The 15,525-nt window shown below is 65.3% G+C and carries 17 protein-coding genes and 1 pseudogene; 10 read left to right on the top strand and 8 right to left on the bottom strand.

Going from position 1 to position 15,525, the window contains the following annotated elements:
- From VFH65_RS29515 to VFH65_RS29510, 3 genes are all read right to left on the bottom strand, one after another.
- A partial coding sequence (locus VFH65_RS29515) for a hypothetical protein (protein WP_353326701.1) occupies positions 1–306 on the bottom strand: 306 nt, incomplete at its 3' end.
- Between the two features lie 29 nt (positions 307–335).
- Complete coding sequence (locus VFH65_RS32105; RefSeq protein WP_414688536.1) at positions 336–620, bottom strand: DUF4873 domain-containing protein; 285 nt, start codon at positions 618–620, stop codon at positions 336–338.
- Positions 617–1,507: an AurF N-oxygenase family protein gene (locus tag VFH65_RS29510; protein WP_414688535.1), complete on the bottom strand. Its 891-nt coding sequence runs from the start codon at positions 1,505–1,507 to the stop codon at positions 617–619. The genes VFH65_RS32105 and VFH65_RS29510 overlap by 4 nt, the downstream gene beginning before the upstream one ends.
- Positions 1,508–1,602: 95 nt before the next feature.
- Here VFH65_RS29510 and VFH65_RS29505 point away from each other — a divergent pair, with 95 nt between their 5' ends.
- From VFH65_RS29505 to VFH65_RS29495, 3 genes are read left to right on the top strand one after another with little or no spacing between them, the layout of a single operon-like run.
- Complete coding sequence (locus VFH65_RS29505; protein ID WP_353326700.1) at positions 1,603–1,764, top strand: hypothetical protein; 162 nt, start codon at positions 1,603–1,605, stop codon at positions 1,762–1,764.
- 15 nt (positions 1,765–1,779) lie between these two features.
- Complete coding sequence (gene cobF, locus VFH65_RS29500; RefSeq protein ID WP_353326699.1) at positions 1,780–2,523, top strand: precorrin-6A synthase (deacetylating); 744 nt, start codon at positions 1,780–1,782, stop codon at positions 2,521–2,523.
- Between the two features lie 29 nt (positions 2,524–2,552).
- The gene (locus VFH65_RS29495; protein ID WP_353326697.1) at positions 2,553–2,954 is read left to right on the top strand and encodes a phage holin family protein; all 402 of its coding nucleotides are present in this window, start codon (positions 2,553–2,555) and stop codon (positions 2,952–2,954) included.
- Here the strand turns inward: VFH65_RS29495 and VFH65_RS29490 are convergent.
- Both VFH65_RS29490 and VFH65_RS29485 read right to left on the bottom strand, forming a co-directional pair.
- Entirely contained in the window at positions 2,941–4,134 is a 1,194-nt protein-coding gene (locus tag VFH65_RS29490) for a cytochrome P450 (protein WP_353326695.1), read from the bottom strand. The two genes, VFH65_RS29495 and VFH65_RS29490, sit on opposite strands and share 14 nt — an antisense overlap.
- 28 nt (positions 4,135–4,162) lie before the next feature.
- The gene (locus VFH65_RS29485; RefSeq protein ID WP_353326694.1) at positions 4,163–4,735 is read right to left on the bottom strand and encodes a TetR/AcrR family transcriptional regulator; all 573 of its coding nucleotides are present in this window, start codon (positions 4,733–4,735) and stop codon (positions 4,163–4,165) included.
- A 116-nt stretch (positions 4,736–4,851) separates the two neighbouring features.
- On the opposite strand from VFH65_RS29485, the pseudogene VFH65_RS29480 reads away from it, so the two are divergent.
- Both VFH65_RS29480 and VFH65_RS29475 read left to right on the top strand, forming a co-directional pair.
- A pseudogene (locus VFH65_RS29480) lies at positions 4,852–5,094 on the top strand (DNA-formamidopyrimidine glycosylase family protein); the annotation flags it as partial.
- A 153-nt stretch (positions 5,095–5,247) separates the two neighbouring features.
- Complete coding sequence (locus VFH65_RS29475; RefSeq protein ID WP_353326705.1) at positions 5,248–5,715, top strand: zinc finger domain-containing protein; 468 nt, start codon at positions 5,248–5,250, stop codon at positions 5,713–5,715.
- On the opposite strand, the gene VFH65_RS29470 is transcribed toward VFH65_RS29475, so the two are convergent.
- Positions 5,708–6,283, bottom strand: a complete 576-nt coding sequence (locus tag VFH65_RS29470; protein WP_414688534.1) for a chorismate mutase — start codon at positions 6,281–6,283, stop codon at positions 5,708–5,710. The genes VFH65_RS29475 and VFH65_RS29470 overlap by 8 nt on opposite strands.
- 32 nt (positions 6,284–6,315) lie before the next feature.
- On the opposite strand from VFH65_RS29470, the gene VFH65_RS29465 reads away from it, so the two are divergent.
- Both VFH65_RS29465 and VFH65_RS29460 read left to right on the top strand, forming a co-directional pair.
- A complete protein-coding gene (locus VFH65_RS29465; RefSeq protein WP_353326692.1) occupies positions 6,316–7,065 on the top strand; it encodes an SDR family oxidoreductase in 750 nt (249 codons plus the stop codon).
- Between the two features lie 46 nt (positions 7,066–7,111).
- Positions 7,112–7,483 carry a hypothetical protein gene (locus tag VFH65_RS29460; protein WP_353326690.1) on the top strand — a complete coding sequence of 124 codons (372 nt, stop codon included), beginning with the start codon at positions 7,112–7,114 and terminating at the stop codon, positions 7,481–7,483.
- Positions 7,484–7,728: 245 nt separating this feature from the next.
- Here VFH65_RS29460 and pgi read toward each other — a convergent pair whose 3' ends face one another.
- The gene (gene pgi, locus VFH65_RS29455; RefSeq protein WP_353326688.1) at positions 7,729–9,396 is read right to left on the bottom strand and encodes a glucose-6-phosphate isomerase; all 1,668 of its coding nucleotides are present in this window, start codon (positions 9,394–9,396) and stop codon (positions 7,729–7,731) included.
- A 50-nt stretch (positions 9,397–9,446) separates the two neighbouring features.
- On the opposite strand from pgi, the gene VFH65_RS29450 reads away from it, so the two are divergent.
- Together VFH65_RS29450 and VFH65_RS29445 are read left to right on the top strand one after the other, a co-directional pair.
- Positions 9,447–10,895 (top strand): NAD-dependent succinate-semialdehyde dehydrogenase, encoded by a 1,449-nt coding sequence (locus tag VFH65_RS29450; protein WP_353326687.1) that lies wholly within the window; start codon positions 9,447–9,449, stop codon positions 10,893–10,895.
- A 49-nt stretch (positions 10,896–10,944) separates the two neighbouring features.
- Positions 10,945–12,915 (top strand): acyltransferase family protein, encoded by a 1,971-nt coding sequence (locus tag VFH65_RS29445; protein ID WP_414688537.1) that lies wholly within the window; start codon positions 10,945–10,947, stop codon positions 12,913–12,915.
- A gap of 9 nt (positions 12,916–12,924) precedes the next feature.
- On the opposite strand, the gene VFH65_RS29440 is transcribed toward VFH65_RS29445, so the two are convergent.
- Positions 12,925–13,224 carry a chorismate mutase gene (locus VFH65_RS29440; protein ID WP_353326684.1) on the bottom strand — a complete coding sequence of 100 codons (300 nt, stop codon included), beginning with the start codon at positions 13,222–13,224 and terminating at the stop codon, positions 12,925–12,927.
- 199 nt (positions 13,225–13,423) lie between these two features.
- On the opposite strand from VFH65_RS29440, the gene VFH65_RS29435 reads away from it, so the two are divergent.
- Positions 13,424–15,525, top strand: a 2,102-nt coding sequence (locus tag VFH65_RS29435) for a UvrD-helicase domain-containing protein (RefSeq protein WP_353326682.1), incomplete at its 3' end; no start/stop codon positions are given.

Raw genomic sequence — 15,525 nt, 5'->3', positions numbered from 1 at the left:
GTTCGCCGAATCGACGGTGATGCGCAGCAGAACCTGCTCGCGCTGCGACGAGAACTGGCCGACCTGCACCTCTTGGCCGTCGCGGATATCGACGAGTTTGTCGCCGGAGGACAAGAACCCGTAGATGACGTTTCGACGGCTAAGCCCCCTGTCGCGCAGGTCGTCCGGTAGCCGGTCCTCGAGGCATTCGTCGGTGCGTTCGACCACCGAGTCGCTCTTCTCGCCCTGATCGCTGCGCTTGATTCCCTCCCGCAGGACCCTGTCGAGCGACTCCGGCCGCACTTCGTGATAGATGACGACTTGCATGGATTGCCGGATAACCCATGCCGCGATTCTTAACCGTCGGTGTCCAGCGGGTAAGGAGGGGCGCCGACGCCCGCAACGCAATGTGTGCCCCACGGTGTCACTTCGGTCAACTGCGCTTCGGCGGTGCACTGGCCGATCGTCACTTGGACCGGAAGTGGCAGCCGAAGTGTGCGTTCGGGCGGCAACTCGAAAACCATCCCTCGCCAGTGGTAGCGCCCGTCGATCGGATCAAGGTGGCCGGTCAGCCGTACCCGCACCTCGTGGTTCGCATCGTCGACGCGCATCTGTGCAGGCCCGTCGTAGACACCGCTCATCTGGGCAGGAACCCGGTGCGGCGCCACATCCGGCGGGCGATGGGGCCCATCAACCCCACTTCTTCGAGAAAGGCTGCCAGCGGGGCGAATCCGAGGATTTGGGTTTCGCGGCGGTGTGGGCTGTTGCGCGCTATGCGGCGGGCGGCGCGGGCGTCGAGTCCGGCGCGTCGATACTGGACACGGTTACTGAACAGATAGCGGAAGAACAAGCCGCCGACACCGTTGAGATTGGCCACCCACCATCGGTTGACGGGCCGCATCGTCGGAACCCGCTTGCGCAATCCGTCACGGGCGAACTGGATGTGGCGTGCCTCCTCGGTGACGTGAATACGCATGAGCCGTTGCACCATTGGCTGCAGCTCATCGTCGTCCATCATCTGCCGCTGCAACGAGTCGAAGATCTCCTCGCCGATCAATGCCGCGACCCACAGCAGTGATCCTTGGAACGTGAACGGCAACGCGTTGATGATGACGCGCTGATACAGCTTGGGCCGCACCGGTTTTGCGTCGACGAGCGCGATCGCCTTGCCGAACATCACCATGTGCCGGGTCTCATCGCCGAGCTCGGTCAATTCGTAATGCGTGGCGCTTGCGGTGGGATCCTGATGCATCATCTTGCGCAGCAGCGCCTGGTTGAGGATGTTCTCGAACCAGATGCCTGCGGACAACGTGTTCACCAGCTCGTGGCGGGACAACTCGATCTGCTGCTCGCGAGTCATGCTGTCCCACAACGGCGTGCCGTACAGCGAGACGGTCTTGGGCGGCAGGAAGTACTTGTCCGGATCCAGGGGAGCGTCCCAGTCAATGTCGACGACGGGAGCGTAGGACTTCTTGACCGAGCCGTTCAGCAGCCGCTCGGAAAACTCTTTGCGCGTGGGTGCAGTCACCGTCGACGTCCCTTCGTTGGTGCTCTCAAAGGTAAGTACCCGCGACGAAAGATGTCAATACCCCGGGTACCGGGTACCTGGGGTAATCGCAGGTCATGGGTTTCGATCGGTGGCCGCTGCAGGCCGGGATACCGGCCGAACGTGAGTTGCAACTGCCGCCGCGAGACACCCGCGTCATCGACACGTACGAAGCCGTCGTGGAGAAGGACGTCGAGCGCGGCAGGCGGCTGCGGCAGAGCCGGGTCAAGGACGACTAGCGCATACTCGCCTGCGTGACTCGTCGTATCCACGTCATCGGCATCGGCGCAGGCGATCCTGACCATGTGACGGCGCAGGCGATCGAAGCGCTCAATGACACCCAGGTGTTCTTTGCGATGGACAAGGGCGATGCGAAGGACGACCTTGTCGCGTTGCGCCGCCAGATCTGTGAGCGGTTCATCCGCGACCCCGGTTATCGCTTCGTCGAGCTGGCCGATCCGCAAAGGGCCAAGGATGGCGATTACCGCAAGGCCGTCGCCGACTGGCACGCGGCGCGCGCACGAATCTGGGCCGACGCCATCGAAGCCGAACTGGAACCGGACGGTGTTGGCGCATTTCTTGCGTGGGGAGACCCGTCGCTGTACGACAGCACGCTGCGAATCCTCGACACCGTCGCGGCGCATGTCGACATCGACTATGACGTCGTTCCCGGCATCACCGCGATCCAGGCGCTGACCGCCCGTCACCGCATCCCGCTCAACGACGTCGGCGAGCCGGTGCTCATCACCACCGGCAGGCAGCTGCGCGAGCATGGGCTGACCGGAAGCGCCGTGGTGATGCTCGACGGCGACTGCTCGTTCCGGACATGCCCGGCGCAGAGCCGCATCTGGTGGGGCGCCTATCTGGGCACGCCGAAGGAACTGCTGGTGTCGGGAACGGTCGGTGAAGTCGGCGACAAAATCGCCGAATTGCGTGCCGACGCCCGAGCTCGGCACGGCTGGATCATGGACATCTACCTATTGCGGGCGGCCGCCTAGCCTGCGCGCGGCATGGCAAGATCAGCGCCATGGGCTCGTTCCTGCTGCGCGCGGCGTTGACCGGGCTCGCATTATGGGTGGTCACGCTTATCGTTCCCGGCATCAGCTTCGTCGGCGCCGACAACACGCTGCAGGAGATCGGCATCATCTTCGTGGTCGCCCTGATATTCGGCGTCGTCAACGCGTTCATCAAGCCGATCGTGCAGATCCTGTCGATCCCGCTGTACATCCTGACGCTGGGCCTGATCCACATCGTCATCAATGCGTTGATGCTGTGGATTACCTCATGGATCACCGAGAACACCACCCATTGGGGCCTGTACATCGACGACTTCTGGTGGACCGCGATCTGGGCGGCGATCGTGCTGTCGATCGTGAGCTGGTTGTTGTCTCTGGTGGTGCGTGACGCTGGCCGCGTTACGCGGAGCTGATCGGGTTCAGCAGCCGCACCGGCATTCGTTTCACACCAGGCACGCTGGTCGAGCTCATTCGCGAAACCTCGCCGGCGAGCCCGATTTCGGGGAATCGGTGCAGTAGTTCGCCGAACATGACCCTGGCCTCCAGCCGTGCCAGTTGCGCGCCAAGGCAGGAGTGCTCACCACAGCCGAATGCGATGTGCGGGTTGGGATGACGGGTGATGTCGAACTCGTCAGCGGTAGGACCGAAGACGTCCTCGTCGCGGTTGGCCGATCCGTACAACATCACCACCATGTCGCCTTCGCGAATGAGCTGCCCGCGGACCTCGACGTCTTGGGTGGCGCATCGCGCCATGCTGGCGACCGGATTTGTGAACCGCAGCATCTCCTCGACCGCGGTCGGGATCAGGCCCGGATCCCTGCGCAACTGATCGAACTGTGCAGGATGCTCGATCAACGCCAGCGTTCCCAACGCGATCAAGTTGCGGGTTGTCTCGTTGCCTGCGACCAGCAGTAGGAAACAGAAGTTGAGCAGATCCTCGTCGCTGAGCCGCTCGCCATCGACTTCGGCCGCGATCAACACCGACAACAGGTCGTCTCGCCCCGTCGCCGCCGCGGTTCGCCTGTCATTGATGAGTGCCTGAAAATACTCGTAGAGCTGTCCCATTGCCGTCAGCGAATCGAGTTCAATGTCGGGATCGGCGAGTCCCACTGTGGCGTCGGACCAGGCGCGGAATTGCTCCCAATCCTCTGAGGGCGCGCCGAGCAGCTCGGCGATCATCCACGTGGGCAGCGGTGCAGCGATCTCCTCGGCGAACTCCGGTGTGGTCGAAGGGTCGACGTCGTCGAGCACCCGCCGCGCGAAGGTCCGCAACTTCGGTTCCAGCATTTTGACCTGACGCTGGGTGAACCCGGAGTTGATCAGTTTGCGTAGCTGCCGATGGCGGGGCGGGTCGGTGAAGATGAGGCCGCCCTCCTGCACCGGGTTGGGCACCGCGGGATCGGGGATCGTGATGCCCTTCGCCGAGGAGAAGATCGCCGGATTGGTCGACGCGAACCGGATGTCCTCGTATTTCAACAACGCCCAGAATCCGGTGACGTCGTTCCAGCAGACAGGTGAGGTGGCACGAAGCTTCTTGAACACGGGGTAGGGATCGCCGGCGTAGAACTCCGCGGAGTGCAATGGGAATGTCATAGCGAATCTCCTTGGCCAGGTTCGATATTCAGCCGTTGCGAAGGCCGGCGAGGATGACACGAAGGCCGTAGAGATATACGGCGTCCGGCGAGTCGCCGAAGTCCACCGCACCTCCGGTCTTCTCGCGACTGTGCTCGAGTTCGACCGACCCCAGCAGATGGGTGAACAGCACAGTGTGGGCCTTCGCGACTTCGTCTGCGGGCAAGGACGATCCGTTCAGAATTTCGCGTGACGCGCTATCCAGCGTGGCAGCAGTCGAGGTGATCGGCCGACGTTGAACCAGGCCCGCGATACCCGGCACGGCGATCATGGCCCGCCATCCGTTCGAGTACAGCGCGATGATGCGCTGCTCCCAGTCGCCGTCCGGCGGCACTTCGATGCTGCTCACCACGGTCTCGATCAGCAGATCGAGCATCTCGGTCTTGCCGTTGACGTGGTAGTACACGGATGACGCCGAAGTCCCTGCTTCGGTCGCCAGGCCTCGCATCGTCACCTTGTCCACACCGACGCGCTGCGCGAGGGCGAGCAGGTGCTTGGTCAGGTGGGTGCGGTCCAGGGAGCCATAGCCCAGCGCCGTTGCGACTTCGCGGTCCTGGGCCACGGCGCCCCTTTCGAACGACGTTCGAATTCGAACAGTGTTCAGATTGGCACACGACAGCAGGGGCGTCAACCTTGCGCCGTGGACACCTCGCCGCCGTAGTCGGCAGACTGGACGCCATGCCGGAGCTACCCGAGATCGAAGCGCTCGCCGACCACCTGCGTCGCAACGCCGTCGGACTCACCATCGGCCGCATCGACGTCTCGGCCTTCTCGGTGCTCAAGACCTTCGACCCGGCGATCTCGGTGCTGCACGGGCAGACCGTCACGGGCGCCGACAGATGGGGCAAGTACCTCGGAATGCAGGCCGGCGACCTGCACTTGATCACCCATCTGTCGAGGGCGGGTTGGTTGAAGTGGTCGGACAAACTCGCGGCCGCGCCGTTGAAGCCGGGCAAGGGACCTATCGCACTGCGCGTACATCTCGGGAAGCCCGGTGAGGCAGCGGGATTCGATCTGACCGAGGCCGGCACCCAGAAGCGCCTGGCGGTCTGGCTGGTCGACGACCCGGCCAAGGTGCCGGGGATCGCCGGGCTAGGACCAGACGCACTGTCGTTGAGTCCCGAAGACCTCGCCGGTGTGCTGGCCGCACAGGGCGGACGGATCAAGACCGTGATCACCGATCAGAAGGTGATATCCGGCATCGGCAACGCATACAGCGACGAGATCCTGCACGTAGCCAAGCTGTCGCCGTTCGCCACCGCAGGCAAGCTGACCGACGCGCAACTGGCGGCCCTGCACGATGCGATGACCTCAGTACTCACCGACGCGGTGTCGCGATCCGTCGGTCAGCAGGCCGCCACGCTCAAGGGTGAAAAGCGTTCAGGGTTAAGGGTTCACGCCCGTACTGGGTTGCCGTGCCCCGTGTGCGGCGACACGGTGCGTGAAGTGTCGTTCGCCGACAAGTCGTTCCAGTATTGCCCGACGTGCCAGACCGGCGGCAAGGTACTGGCCGACCGGCGATTGTCGCGGCTGCTCAAGTGAGTTGGCAATACGACCCGGTGGCCGACGACAAGGCCTGCTGATACAGCGCGTCGAGTTGACGTGCGCTCACCACCGCGGCCCTCGCGTCCGTCAGGTCAGCCGCGCAGTCCGGGCCGTGCAGTGAATTCCATTGCAGTGCAATCTCATCCACCATCCTCTTGTTGAATCCGTCGATCGCCGAACGCGACTCAGCCAGGTCGGGGGCAACCGTCGGGGCAGTGGCCGCATCGAACTTCCATTGACCGAAGCGGGTGTACTGGATTCCCTCGGTCGCGTCGATCTGGTCTTCGAAGACTGTCCGCACGTACTGCGGGTCGATGCCATGGGCGGTGGCGTCGTCACCGACAGTGTCGAGGACCTGACCGGCACGCTGCGGATCGGTGATGGGGCCGCCGTTGATCCACTTGTACGCGGCGACGGGATCGGCGGTGGCCAGTCGCTGCGCGGCGACATCGACCAATGCGTACAACGGGCTCTCGGGTTCGGCGTTGGCGCTGACCGGCAGGCTGAGTTGGCCCGCCAGCAGCAGCCCGGCCACCAACAATGGCGCAGTTCGATTGCGGCTCATGTGCTCATCATGCGGGTGATTAGTCTGACCGGGTGACTCGGCAGAAAATCCTCATCACTGGCGCCAGCTCAGGCCTTGGCGCGGGCATGGCCCGCGCATTCGCGGCCAAGGGGCGTGACCTGGCCTTGTGCGCTCGGCGCGCCGACCGGCTCGAAGAACTGCGGGCCGAACTGCTCGAGCGTCATCCCGGCATCACCGTCGCGGTCGCCGCGCTGGACGTCAACGACCACGAACAGGTGCCGAAGGTGTTCGCGGAGCTTTCCGACGAGCTGGGCGGCATCGACCGCATCGTCGTCAACGCCGGCATCGGCAAGGGCGCGCCGCTCGGGTCGGGCAAGCTGTGGGCCAACAAGGCCACCATCGAGACCAATCTCGTGGCGGCGCTTGTGCAGATCGAAACGGCGATCGAGATGTTCAAGGAGGCCGGCGGCGGTCATCTGGTGCTGGTCTCCTCGGTGTTGGGAAACAAAGGCGTGCCGGGTGTCAAGGCCGCGTACGCCGCGAGCAAGGCCGGGGTGTCGTCGCTGGGCGAGTCGCTGCGTGCGGAGTACGCGGGCGGGCCGATCAAGGTGACGACGCTCGAGCCCGGCTACATCGAATCGGAGATGACCGCCAAGTCGGCGTCCACGATGTTGATGGTCGACAACGAAACCGGGGTCAAGGCGATGGTCGACGCCATGGAACGCGAGAGCGGCCGAGCAGCCGTTCCGTGGTGGCCGTGGGCGCCGCTGGTACAGCTGCTCAAGGTGCTGCCGCCGCGGATGGCCAAGCCATTTGCTTAGCCGTCCTTAAGGTTTAATACGCAAGCGATCGTGGTAGTCGGCTCCCATGATCGTAAAACTGACGAAAGTGACGCCCCTTCTGTTCGCGGGCGCTGCGGCAGCTTCGATCGCCGCGGCCCCACTGTCTAGCGCCGAACCCGCACCTCCTCCGCCGCCGTGTTTCAACGCTGACGGCACACCGTGTGCTGCGGTCGGCAACGTCGGCCCGGGTGGCGCCGAAGTCGCCGTTCCCGGTGGACCGGTCGGAGAGGCCGGGCCTGGCGGCGCCAGCGGCGTGATCCCCGGTGGTCCCGGCGGTGCCGCTGGGCCTGAGGGTGCGGCTGGTGTGATTCCAGGTGGGCCCGTCGGGTCAGCCGGACCTGGTGGCGCCAGCGGATGCATCCCCAACGTGGGTTGCGCCACCATCCCAGCGCCGTAGTAGCTAAGCGGAAGGGCCGCGCCAGCAGACGCAGAATCGCACTCGCGAGCCCGGTTTTGTGCGACTTTGCGTCTGCTCTCGAAGATGGGACAAAGCCCTGGTCGGCGTTCGCGCCGAGCGGGCCCCATTCGTCGAGCGCGCAGTCTGGTACGCGAAATCCGGCGTGTCGCGTACCTAACTGCGCGCCCGGCACAAATTTTCATTCCCCACCGCGGAGCGAAGCTCCCCCGGCAGCTGCTCGCGGGCTAGGCGGAGCGGCCGCGCTCGGTGCGGTAGCGACGGACCAGCGCGTCCGTCGATGAGTCCGACTGCTCCGGGGGTGAGCCGTCGCCGGTGAGCACCGGCAGCAACGCCTTGGCTTGCGTCTTGCCGAGTTCGACGCCCCACTGATCGAACGAGTCGATGCCCCAGATCACGCCTTCTGTGAACACCTGGTGTTCATAGAGGGCGATCAGCTGGCCGACCACCGACGGCGTCAGCTTTGTGGCAAGGATCGACGTCGTCGGCCGGTTGCCCGGCATCACCTTGTGCGGCACCACTTCCGACGGTGTGCCTTCCGCCGCGATCTCCTGCGCGGTCTTGCCGAACGCCAGCACCTGGGTCTGGGCGAAGAAGTTGCTCATCAGCAGGTCGTGCATGCTGCCCGTGCCGTCGGCGGTCGCGAGATCGTCGGTGGGCTGCGAGAACCCGATGAAGTCGGCAGGAACCAATCGCGTGCCCTGGTGCAGCAATTGGTAGAACGCGTGCTGGCCGTTGGTTCCCGGCTCACCCCAGAAGATTTCGCCAGTGTCGGGGGTGACCGGAGTGCCGTCGGCCTTCACCGACTTGCCGTTGGACTCCATCGTCAGCTGCTGCAGATAGGCCGCGAACCGGGCCATGTCGTTGGAGTACGGCAGCACCGCGCGCGACTGGGCGCCGAAAAAGTTGTTGTACCACAAGCCAATTAAGCCCAGCAGCGCAGGCGCGTTGGCCTCAAGCGGCGCGTACTTGAAGTGCTCGTCGACGAGGTGGAACCCGGCGAGGAAGTCGGCGAACCGCTCGCGGCCGATGGCGGCCATCACCGCGAGGCCGATCGCGGAGTCGACCGAGTAGCGGCCCCCGACCCAGTCCCAGAAGCCGAACATGTTGTCGGTGTTGATGCCGAAGTCGTCGACCAGTTTCTTGTTTGTCGACACGGCTACGAAATGCTTCGACACGGCGGCATCGCCGAGCGTGTCGGTGAGCCAGCGGCGCGCGGCTGTCGCGTTGGTCAACGTCTCCAGTGTGGAGAACGTCTTCGATGCGATGATGAAAAGCGTTGTGGCAGGCTCGAGTCCGTCGAGTTTGGCCACAAGGTCAGCGGGGTCGACGTTGGACACGAAGCGCGCCGAGATACCCGCGTCGGCGTAGTGGCGCAGCGCTTGATACACCATCACCGGGCCAAGATCCGAGCCGCCGATACCGATGTTGACGACGGTCTTGATGCGTTCACCGGTGGCGCCGGTCCATTCGCCGCTGCGCAGCCGGTCGGTGAAATCGCCCATCCGGTCGAGCACCGCATGCACATCGGTGACGACGTTCTGCCCATCGACGGTCAACTCGACACCGCGTGGCAGTCGCAGCGCGGTGTGCAATACGGCGCGGTCCTCCGAGGTATTGATGTGCACTCCGGAGTACATGGCGTCGCGGTGCTGTTCGAGGCGGGCCGCGCGGGCCAGGTCGATCAGCAGCTTCAACGTCTCTCGCGTCACCCGGTGCTTGCTGTAATCGATGTATAGGTCACCGACGGTCAGCGTCAGCTCGGAGCCGCGGCCGGGGTCTTCGGCAAAGAAGTCGCGCAGGTGTTTTCCGCCGATTTCGTCGTGATGCCGCGCAAGGGCCTGCCAGGCGGGAGTCGCTGCGATATCGGGAATCTGCTGAGTCGAGGCCGTCATGTTTTCGACCCTAATGCGGCCAGGTTTCCAAAGGTGTAAATGATGGATGTATGAACACCACCGAGCTGTTGTCGTCAGTGCCCACCGGTCTGTGGATCGGTGGTGAGGAACGCGAGGGCAAGTCCACGTTCAACGTGTTGGACCCGTCTGATGATCAGGTGTTGATCGCTGTCGCCGATGCCACCGCTGAGGATGCGATCGCTGCGCTGGATGCCGCGGCCGGTGTGCAGGCGGAGTGGGCGGCTACGCCGGCGCGTGAGCGCGGTGAGATCTTGCGTTCGGTGTTCGAGAAGATCACCGAGCGCGCCGACGACATCGCCACGCTGATGACGCTGGAGATGGGCAAGGTCGTCGCCGAGAGCATGGGCGAGGTCAAGTACGGCGCGGAGTTCTTCCGCTGGTTCGCCGAGGAGGCGGTGCGCATCGCGGGGCGGTTCACGCCGAGTCCGGCGGGCACCGGTCGTGTGCTGGTGACCAAGCAGCCCGTCGGCCCGTGTTATGCGATCACGCCGTGGAATTTCCCGCTGGCGATGGGCACGCGCAAGATCGGTCCGGCGTTCGCGGCCGGGTGCACGATGATCGTCAAGCCGGCCCAGGAGACGCCGCTGACGATGCTGTTGCTGGCCAAGCTGATGGATGAGGCGGGCCTGCCCAAAGGCGTGTTGTCGGTGTTGCCGACCAGCAGTCCCGGCCCGGTCACCGAGGCGCTGATCGACGACGGGCGGCTGCGCAAGCTGACGTTCACCGGTTCCACCGGCGTGGGTAAGGCGTTGGCCAAGCAGGGTTCCGACAAGATGCTGCGGCTGTCGATGGAATTGGGCGGCAACGCACCGTTTGTGGTGTTCGACGACGCCGATGTCGATGCCGCCGTGGACGGGGCGATCCTGGCCAAGATGCGCAACGGCGGCGAGGCCTGCACGGCGGCCAACCGCTTCCACGTCGCGAACTCGGTGCGCGAGGAGTTCACCGAGAAGTTGGTCAAGCGGATGAGCGAGTTCACCCTCGGTAAGGGCACCGACGAGGCGTCGACGCTGGGCCCGCTGATCAACGCCAAGCAGGTCGCCACCGTCGAGGATCTGGTCTCCGATGCGGTGTCACGCGGGGCCAGGGTGGCCGTCGGCGGAGTCGCCCCTGGTGGGCCGGGCAACTTCTATCCGGCCACGGTGCTGGCCGACGTTCCCGCCGAGGCGCGCATCCTCAAGGAGGAAGTGTTCGGCCCAGTCGCGCCGATCGCCGGCTTTGACACCGAAGAGGAAGGCGTGGCGGCGGCCAACAACACCGAATACGGGCTGGCGGCTTACGTCTACACCCAGTCGCTGGACCGCGCGTTGCGGGTGGCCGAGGGCATTCAGGCCGGGATGGTCGGGATCAACCGCGGCGTCATCTCCGATCCCGCGGCGCCGTTCGGCGGGGTCAAGCAGTCCGGCTTCGGCCGCGAAGGCGGCTTCGAGGGCATCGACGAATACCTCGACATCAAGTACATCGCGCTGACCAAGTAGCCCGACACGCCGCTGGTAATGCCATTGCGTGCCTTGCCGCGCGGGCAAGATTTCGCGGGTGACTGCGCGCCGATCCGTCGCGCCCGCTGATCGCCGCCCGCGTCGGCGTGGCGACATCCCTGCCTTGGACGGCATCCGCGCCGTCGCGGTCGCGCTCGTGCTGGCCGATCACGGTGGCATCCCTGGGCTGTCAGGCGGCTTTCTCGGTGTCGACGTCTTCTTCGTGCTCAGCGGATTCCTGATCACCTCGCTACTGCTCGACGAACTCGCCCGCACCGGCCGGATCGCCTTGCGCGCCTTCTGGATTCGTCGCGCGCGCAGGTTGCTGCCCGCGTTGATCGTGATGGTGCTGGCGGTGGTGGCGGCCCGCGATTTCTTCCCGCCCGAAGCCATTGCAGCTCTGCGCGACGACGCGGTGTCGGCGTTCTTCTGGGTGTCGAACTGGGCGTTCGTCGCCCAGCAGACCGACTACTTCTCCCACGGCGCGCCGCCGTCGCCGCTGCAGCACACCTGGTCGCTGGGCGTGGAGGAGCAGTATTACCTGATCTGGCCGATTCTGGTGATCGCCGTCGCCGCGATGTTCCGCACCCGCGCACGATGGGCAGTGTTCGTGCTCGCCACCGTTGGGGTGCTGGCCTCGGCGGCAGGAGCCATCCTCTATACCTCCGACGCGTCTCTCAACCGGGTCTACTTCGGCACCGACACCCGCGCGCAGGCGCTGCTGGTCGGTGCCGCGGCGGCGGCCCTTCTGGTGCGGGACTGGTCGACGCTGACAATGGGTGGACCCCAGCTGAGTACGAGGTGGCGACGATGGGTCGCCCGCATCCTGCCGGTCATCGGCTTGGCCGTATTGGCATCGGCGGCGCACTATGCGACGGGCGCGGCCCGCGAGTTCCGTGGCGGGCTGCTGATCGTGGTCGCGATGGCGGCCGTTCTCGTCGTCGCCCCGGTGGCGCTGGAGCAATCCGGGCCCGTAGCGCGCATGCTGGCCTGGCGGCCGTTGGTGTGGCTCGGCGCCATCTCCTACGGCGTCTACCTCTGGCACTGGCCGATCTTTTTGGCGCTCAACGGCGAACACACCGGCCTGTCGGGCTGGCCGCTGTTCGCGCTGAGGTGTGCGGCGACGATCGCGTTCGCGGCGGCGTCGTGGTGGCTGCTGGAGCAGCCGATCCGCCGATGGCGGCCCGTGATTGTGCCGATGCTGCCGCTTGCAGGCGCCACGGCTGCCACTGCGGCGGCGGTGACGATGCTCGTCCTTCCAGTCGGGGCCAAACCGGGGGACGGGCTGCCGACGTCGGACGTCGACTCCGCTGCGCTGGCCTCGCCCGAGGTGCCGGTCCTCAGATCACCGTCGGGGCAGCTTGCGCCGGGGACCAAGCGGGTGGCGGTGTTCGGCGACTCGGTGGCGTGGACGTTGATGCGGTACCTGCCGCCGACGCCGGGATTGGACTTCATCAATTACACGACCATCGGATGCGGTGTCGCCCGCGGCGGACCCTATCGCTACTTCGGCGAGACGCTGAACCAGAAACCTGAATGTGACGCGTGGCCGAGCCGGTGGTCGCAGCGGATCAAACACGATCGGCCCGACGTGGTGCTGTTGATGATCGGCCGGTGGGAGATCGTCGACCGGAAGAACGGGGGGCGCTGGACGCGCATCGGTGAGCCGGGCTACGACGCGTATCTGCGCGGCGAGCTCAGTCGTGCCCTGGATATCCTCGGCTCGACCGGTGCCAAGATCGTCGTCACGACCGAGCCGTACAACCGTCGCGGTGAGAAGCCGGACGGAACGCTCTATCCCGAGGACGATCCGGATCGGGTCGACGAGTGGAACGCCTTGTTGCGCCGCGTCGTCGGCCAACGACCGAACGTCACGGTGCTCGACCTCAACAAGAAGCTCGGCCCGAACGGGGTCTACACCACCAAGGTCGACGGCATCCGGATGCGCAGCGACGGGGTGCATCCCACCCCGGAGGCGGTCAAGTGGCTGACGCCCTGGCTTACCGACGCGCTGCGCTGACTTGGCGAATCAGTGCCCGAGGCGGCCGCGGCCCATCCGCAGCAGCAGCATCGCCAGGTCCTTGCCGTCGGGTCCGAGTTCGCTGTAGCGCTCGATGACCTTCATCTCGCGGCTGTGAACCAGCCGGGTGCCGCCAGAGGCCATCCGGGCCTTGCCGATCAGCCGGGAGACCTCGGTGCGCCGCTTCACTGCTTCCAGGATCGCAGCGTCGAGCTGGTCGATCTCCTGGCGCAGGTCGTCGATATCAGCCACTGGCTCGGTTTCGATAGACATTGGTGACTCCTCGTTGTGTGGGGGATCTGGTCTCATCCGGTTTCGGGCCTCACACAAGAGACGAGCCCCGGATCCGGAAGCGGACCGCGGGGCTCTGGGAAGCAGCTAGACCACGGGCACCGCTGGCCGGTACCCGTAGAAAAATCGCTGCTGCTTACTGAGCACGGTCAAAGTGTGCCATCCCGGGCCGCGTCGGCGCAAAGTGTCCCTGTCCAGCGGTAAGTTCGAGGACGATATGACGATCGCGACCGAAACAGATCAGCTGCTCGACGGGCTCAATCCGCAACAACGCCTCGCGGTGCTACATGTTGGCACGCCGCTGCTGATCGTGGCGGGGGCTGGGTCCGGGAAGACGGCGGTGCTGACCCGGCGGATCGCCTACCTGCTGGCCGCCCGCGACGTCGGCGTCGGACAAGTCCTTGCCATCACCTTCACCAACAAGGCCGCCGCCGAGATGCGTGAGCGGGTGGTCCAGCTGGTGGGCCCGCGAGCCCGGTCGATGTGGGTGTCGACGTTCCACTCCACCTGCGTGCGGATCCTTCGCAACCAGGCGTCGCTGCTGCCAGGGCTGAACTCCAACTTCTCGATCTACGACGCCGACGACTCGCGCCGGTTGCTGTTGATGATCGGCAAGGACATGGGGCTGGACACCAAGCGGTACTCGCCGCGGTTGCTGGCCAACGGGATCTCCAACCTGAAGAACGAGCTGATCGGCCCGGAGGAGGCCGCACACGACGCGGCGAACGCGATGGAGGACCTGCCCCGCATCATCGCCGAGGTCTACGCGGAGTATCAGCGCCGGCTGCGTGCCGCCAATGCACTGGATTTCGACGACCTCATCGGTGAGACAGTCGCTGTGCTGCAAGCCTTTCCGCAGATCGCGCAGTACTACCGGCGTCGGTTCCGCCACATCCTGGTCGACGAGTACCAGGACACCAACCATGCGCAATACGTGCTGGTACGCGAACTCGTCGGGCGCCAGACCGAGGACGGCGTGGCACCCGCTGAGCTGTGTGTGGTGGGTGACGCCGACCAGTCGATCTATGCGTTCCGCGGTGCCACCATCCGCAACATCGAGGACTTCGAACGCGACTACCCCAATGCCACAACGATTCTGCTGGAACAGAACTACCGCTCGACGCAGAACATCCTGAACGCCGCGAACTCGGTCATCTCCCGGAACGCGGGCCGACGAGAGAAGCGGCTGTGGACTGCCGAGGGAGACGGCGAGCTCATCGTCGGCTACGTCGCCGACAACGAGCACGACGAGGCCAGGTTCGTCGCCGAGGAGATCGACGCGCTCGCCGACCGCGGCGAGATCACCTACAACGACGTCGCGGTCTTCTACCGCACCAACAACTCGTCGCGCGCGCTGGAGGAAGTGTTCATTCGCGCCGGCATCCCGTACAAAGTCGTTGGCGGCGTTCGCTTTTACGAGCGCAGGGAGATTCGCGACATCGTCGCGTACCTGCGGGTGCTCGACAACCCCGGCGACTCGGTGAGCATGCGGCGCATTTTGAACACCCCGCGGCGCGGCATTGGCGATCGCGCTGAGGCGTGCGTGGCGGTCTACGCCGAGAACACCGGTGCGACGTTCAATGACGCGCTGCAGGCCGCCGCCGAGGGCAAGGTGCCGATGCTCAACACCCGCTCGGAGAAGTGCATCGCGAGTTTTGTTGAGCTGATGGACGATCTGCGCGGGCGCCTCGACGGTGAACTGGGCGAGCTCGTCGAAGCCGTGCTGGAGCGCTCGGGCTACCGTTCCGAGCTGGAGAACTCAAGCGACCCACAGGATCTGGCGCGGCTGGACAACCTCAACGAATTGGTCAGCGTCGCACACGAATTCAGCACCGATCTGGCCAATGCCGAGGCGCTCGGCGAGGTCGACCCCGCCGACGAGGACATACCCGACACCGGCGTCCTTGCGAAGTTCCTGGAGCGGGTATCGCTGGTCGCCGACGCCGACGAATTGCCCGAGCACGGCGCGGGTGTGGTCACGATGATGACGCTGCACACCGCAAAGGGACTCGAGTTCCCGGTGGTGTTCGTGACCGGTTGGGAAGACGGCATGTTTCCCCACATGCGGGCGCTGGGTGATCCGACCGAGCTGTCCGAGGAGCGGCGGCTGGCCTACGTCGGCATCACCAGGGCGCGTCAACGGCTCTACGTCAGCCGGGCCAAGGTCCGCTCGTCATGGGGCCAGCCGATGCTCAACCCCGAATCGCGGTTCCTCAAAGAGATTCCACAGCACCTTATCGAGTGGCGGCGCACCGATCCGACACCGTCGTTCAGCGCGCCGGTCAGCGGTGCCGGCAGATTCGGCGCGCCGCGGCCGTC

It is taken from the genome of Mycobacterium sp., assembly GCF_035697385.1.
Classification (GTDB): domain Bacteria; phylum Actinomycetota; class Actinomycetes; order Mycobacteriales; family Mycobacteriaceae; genus Mycobacterium.
The sequence above is the reverse complement of the archived record's forward strand: the minus strand, read 5'-3'. Positions and strand labels throughout refer to the sequence as shown.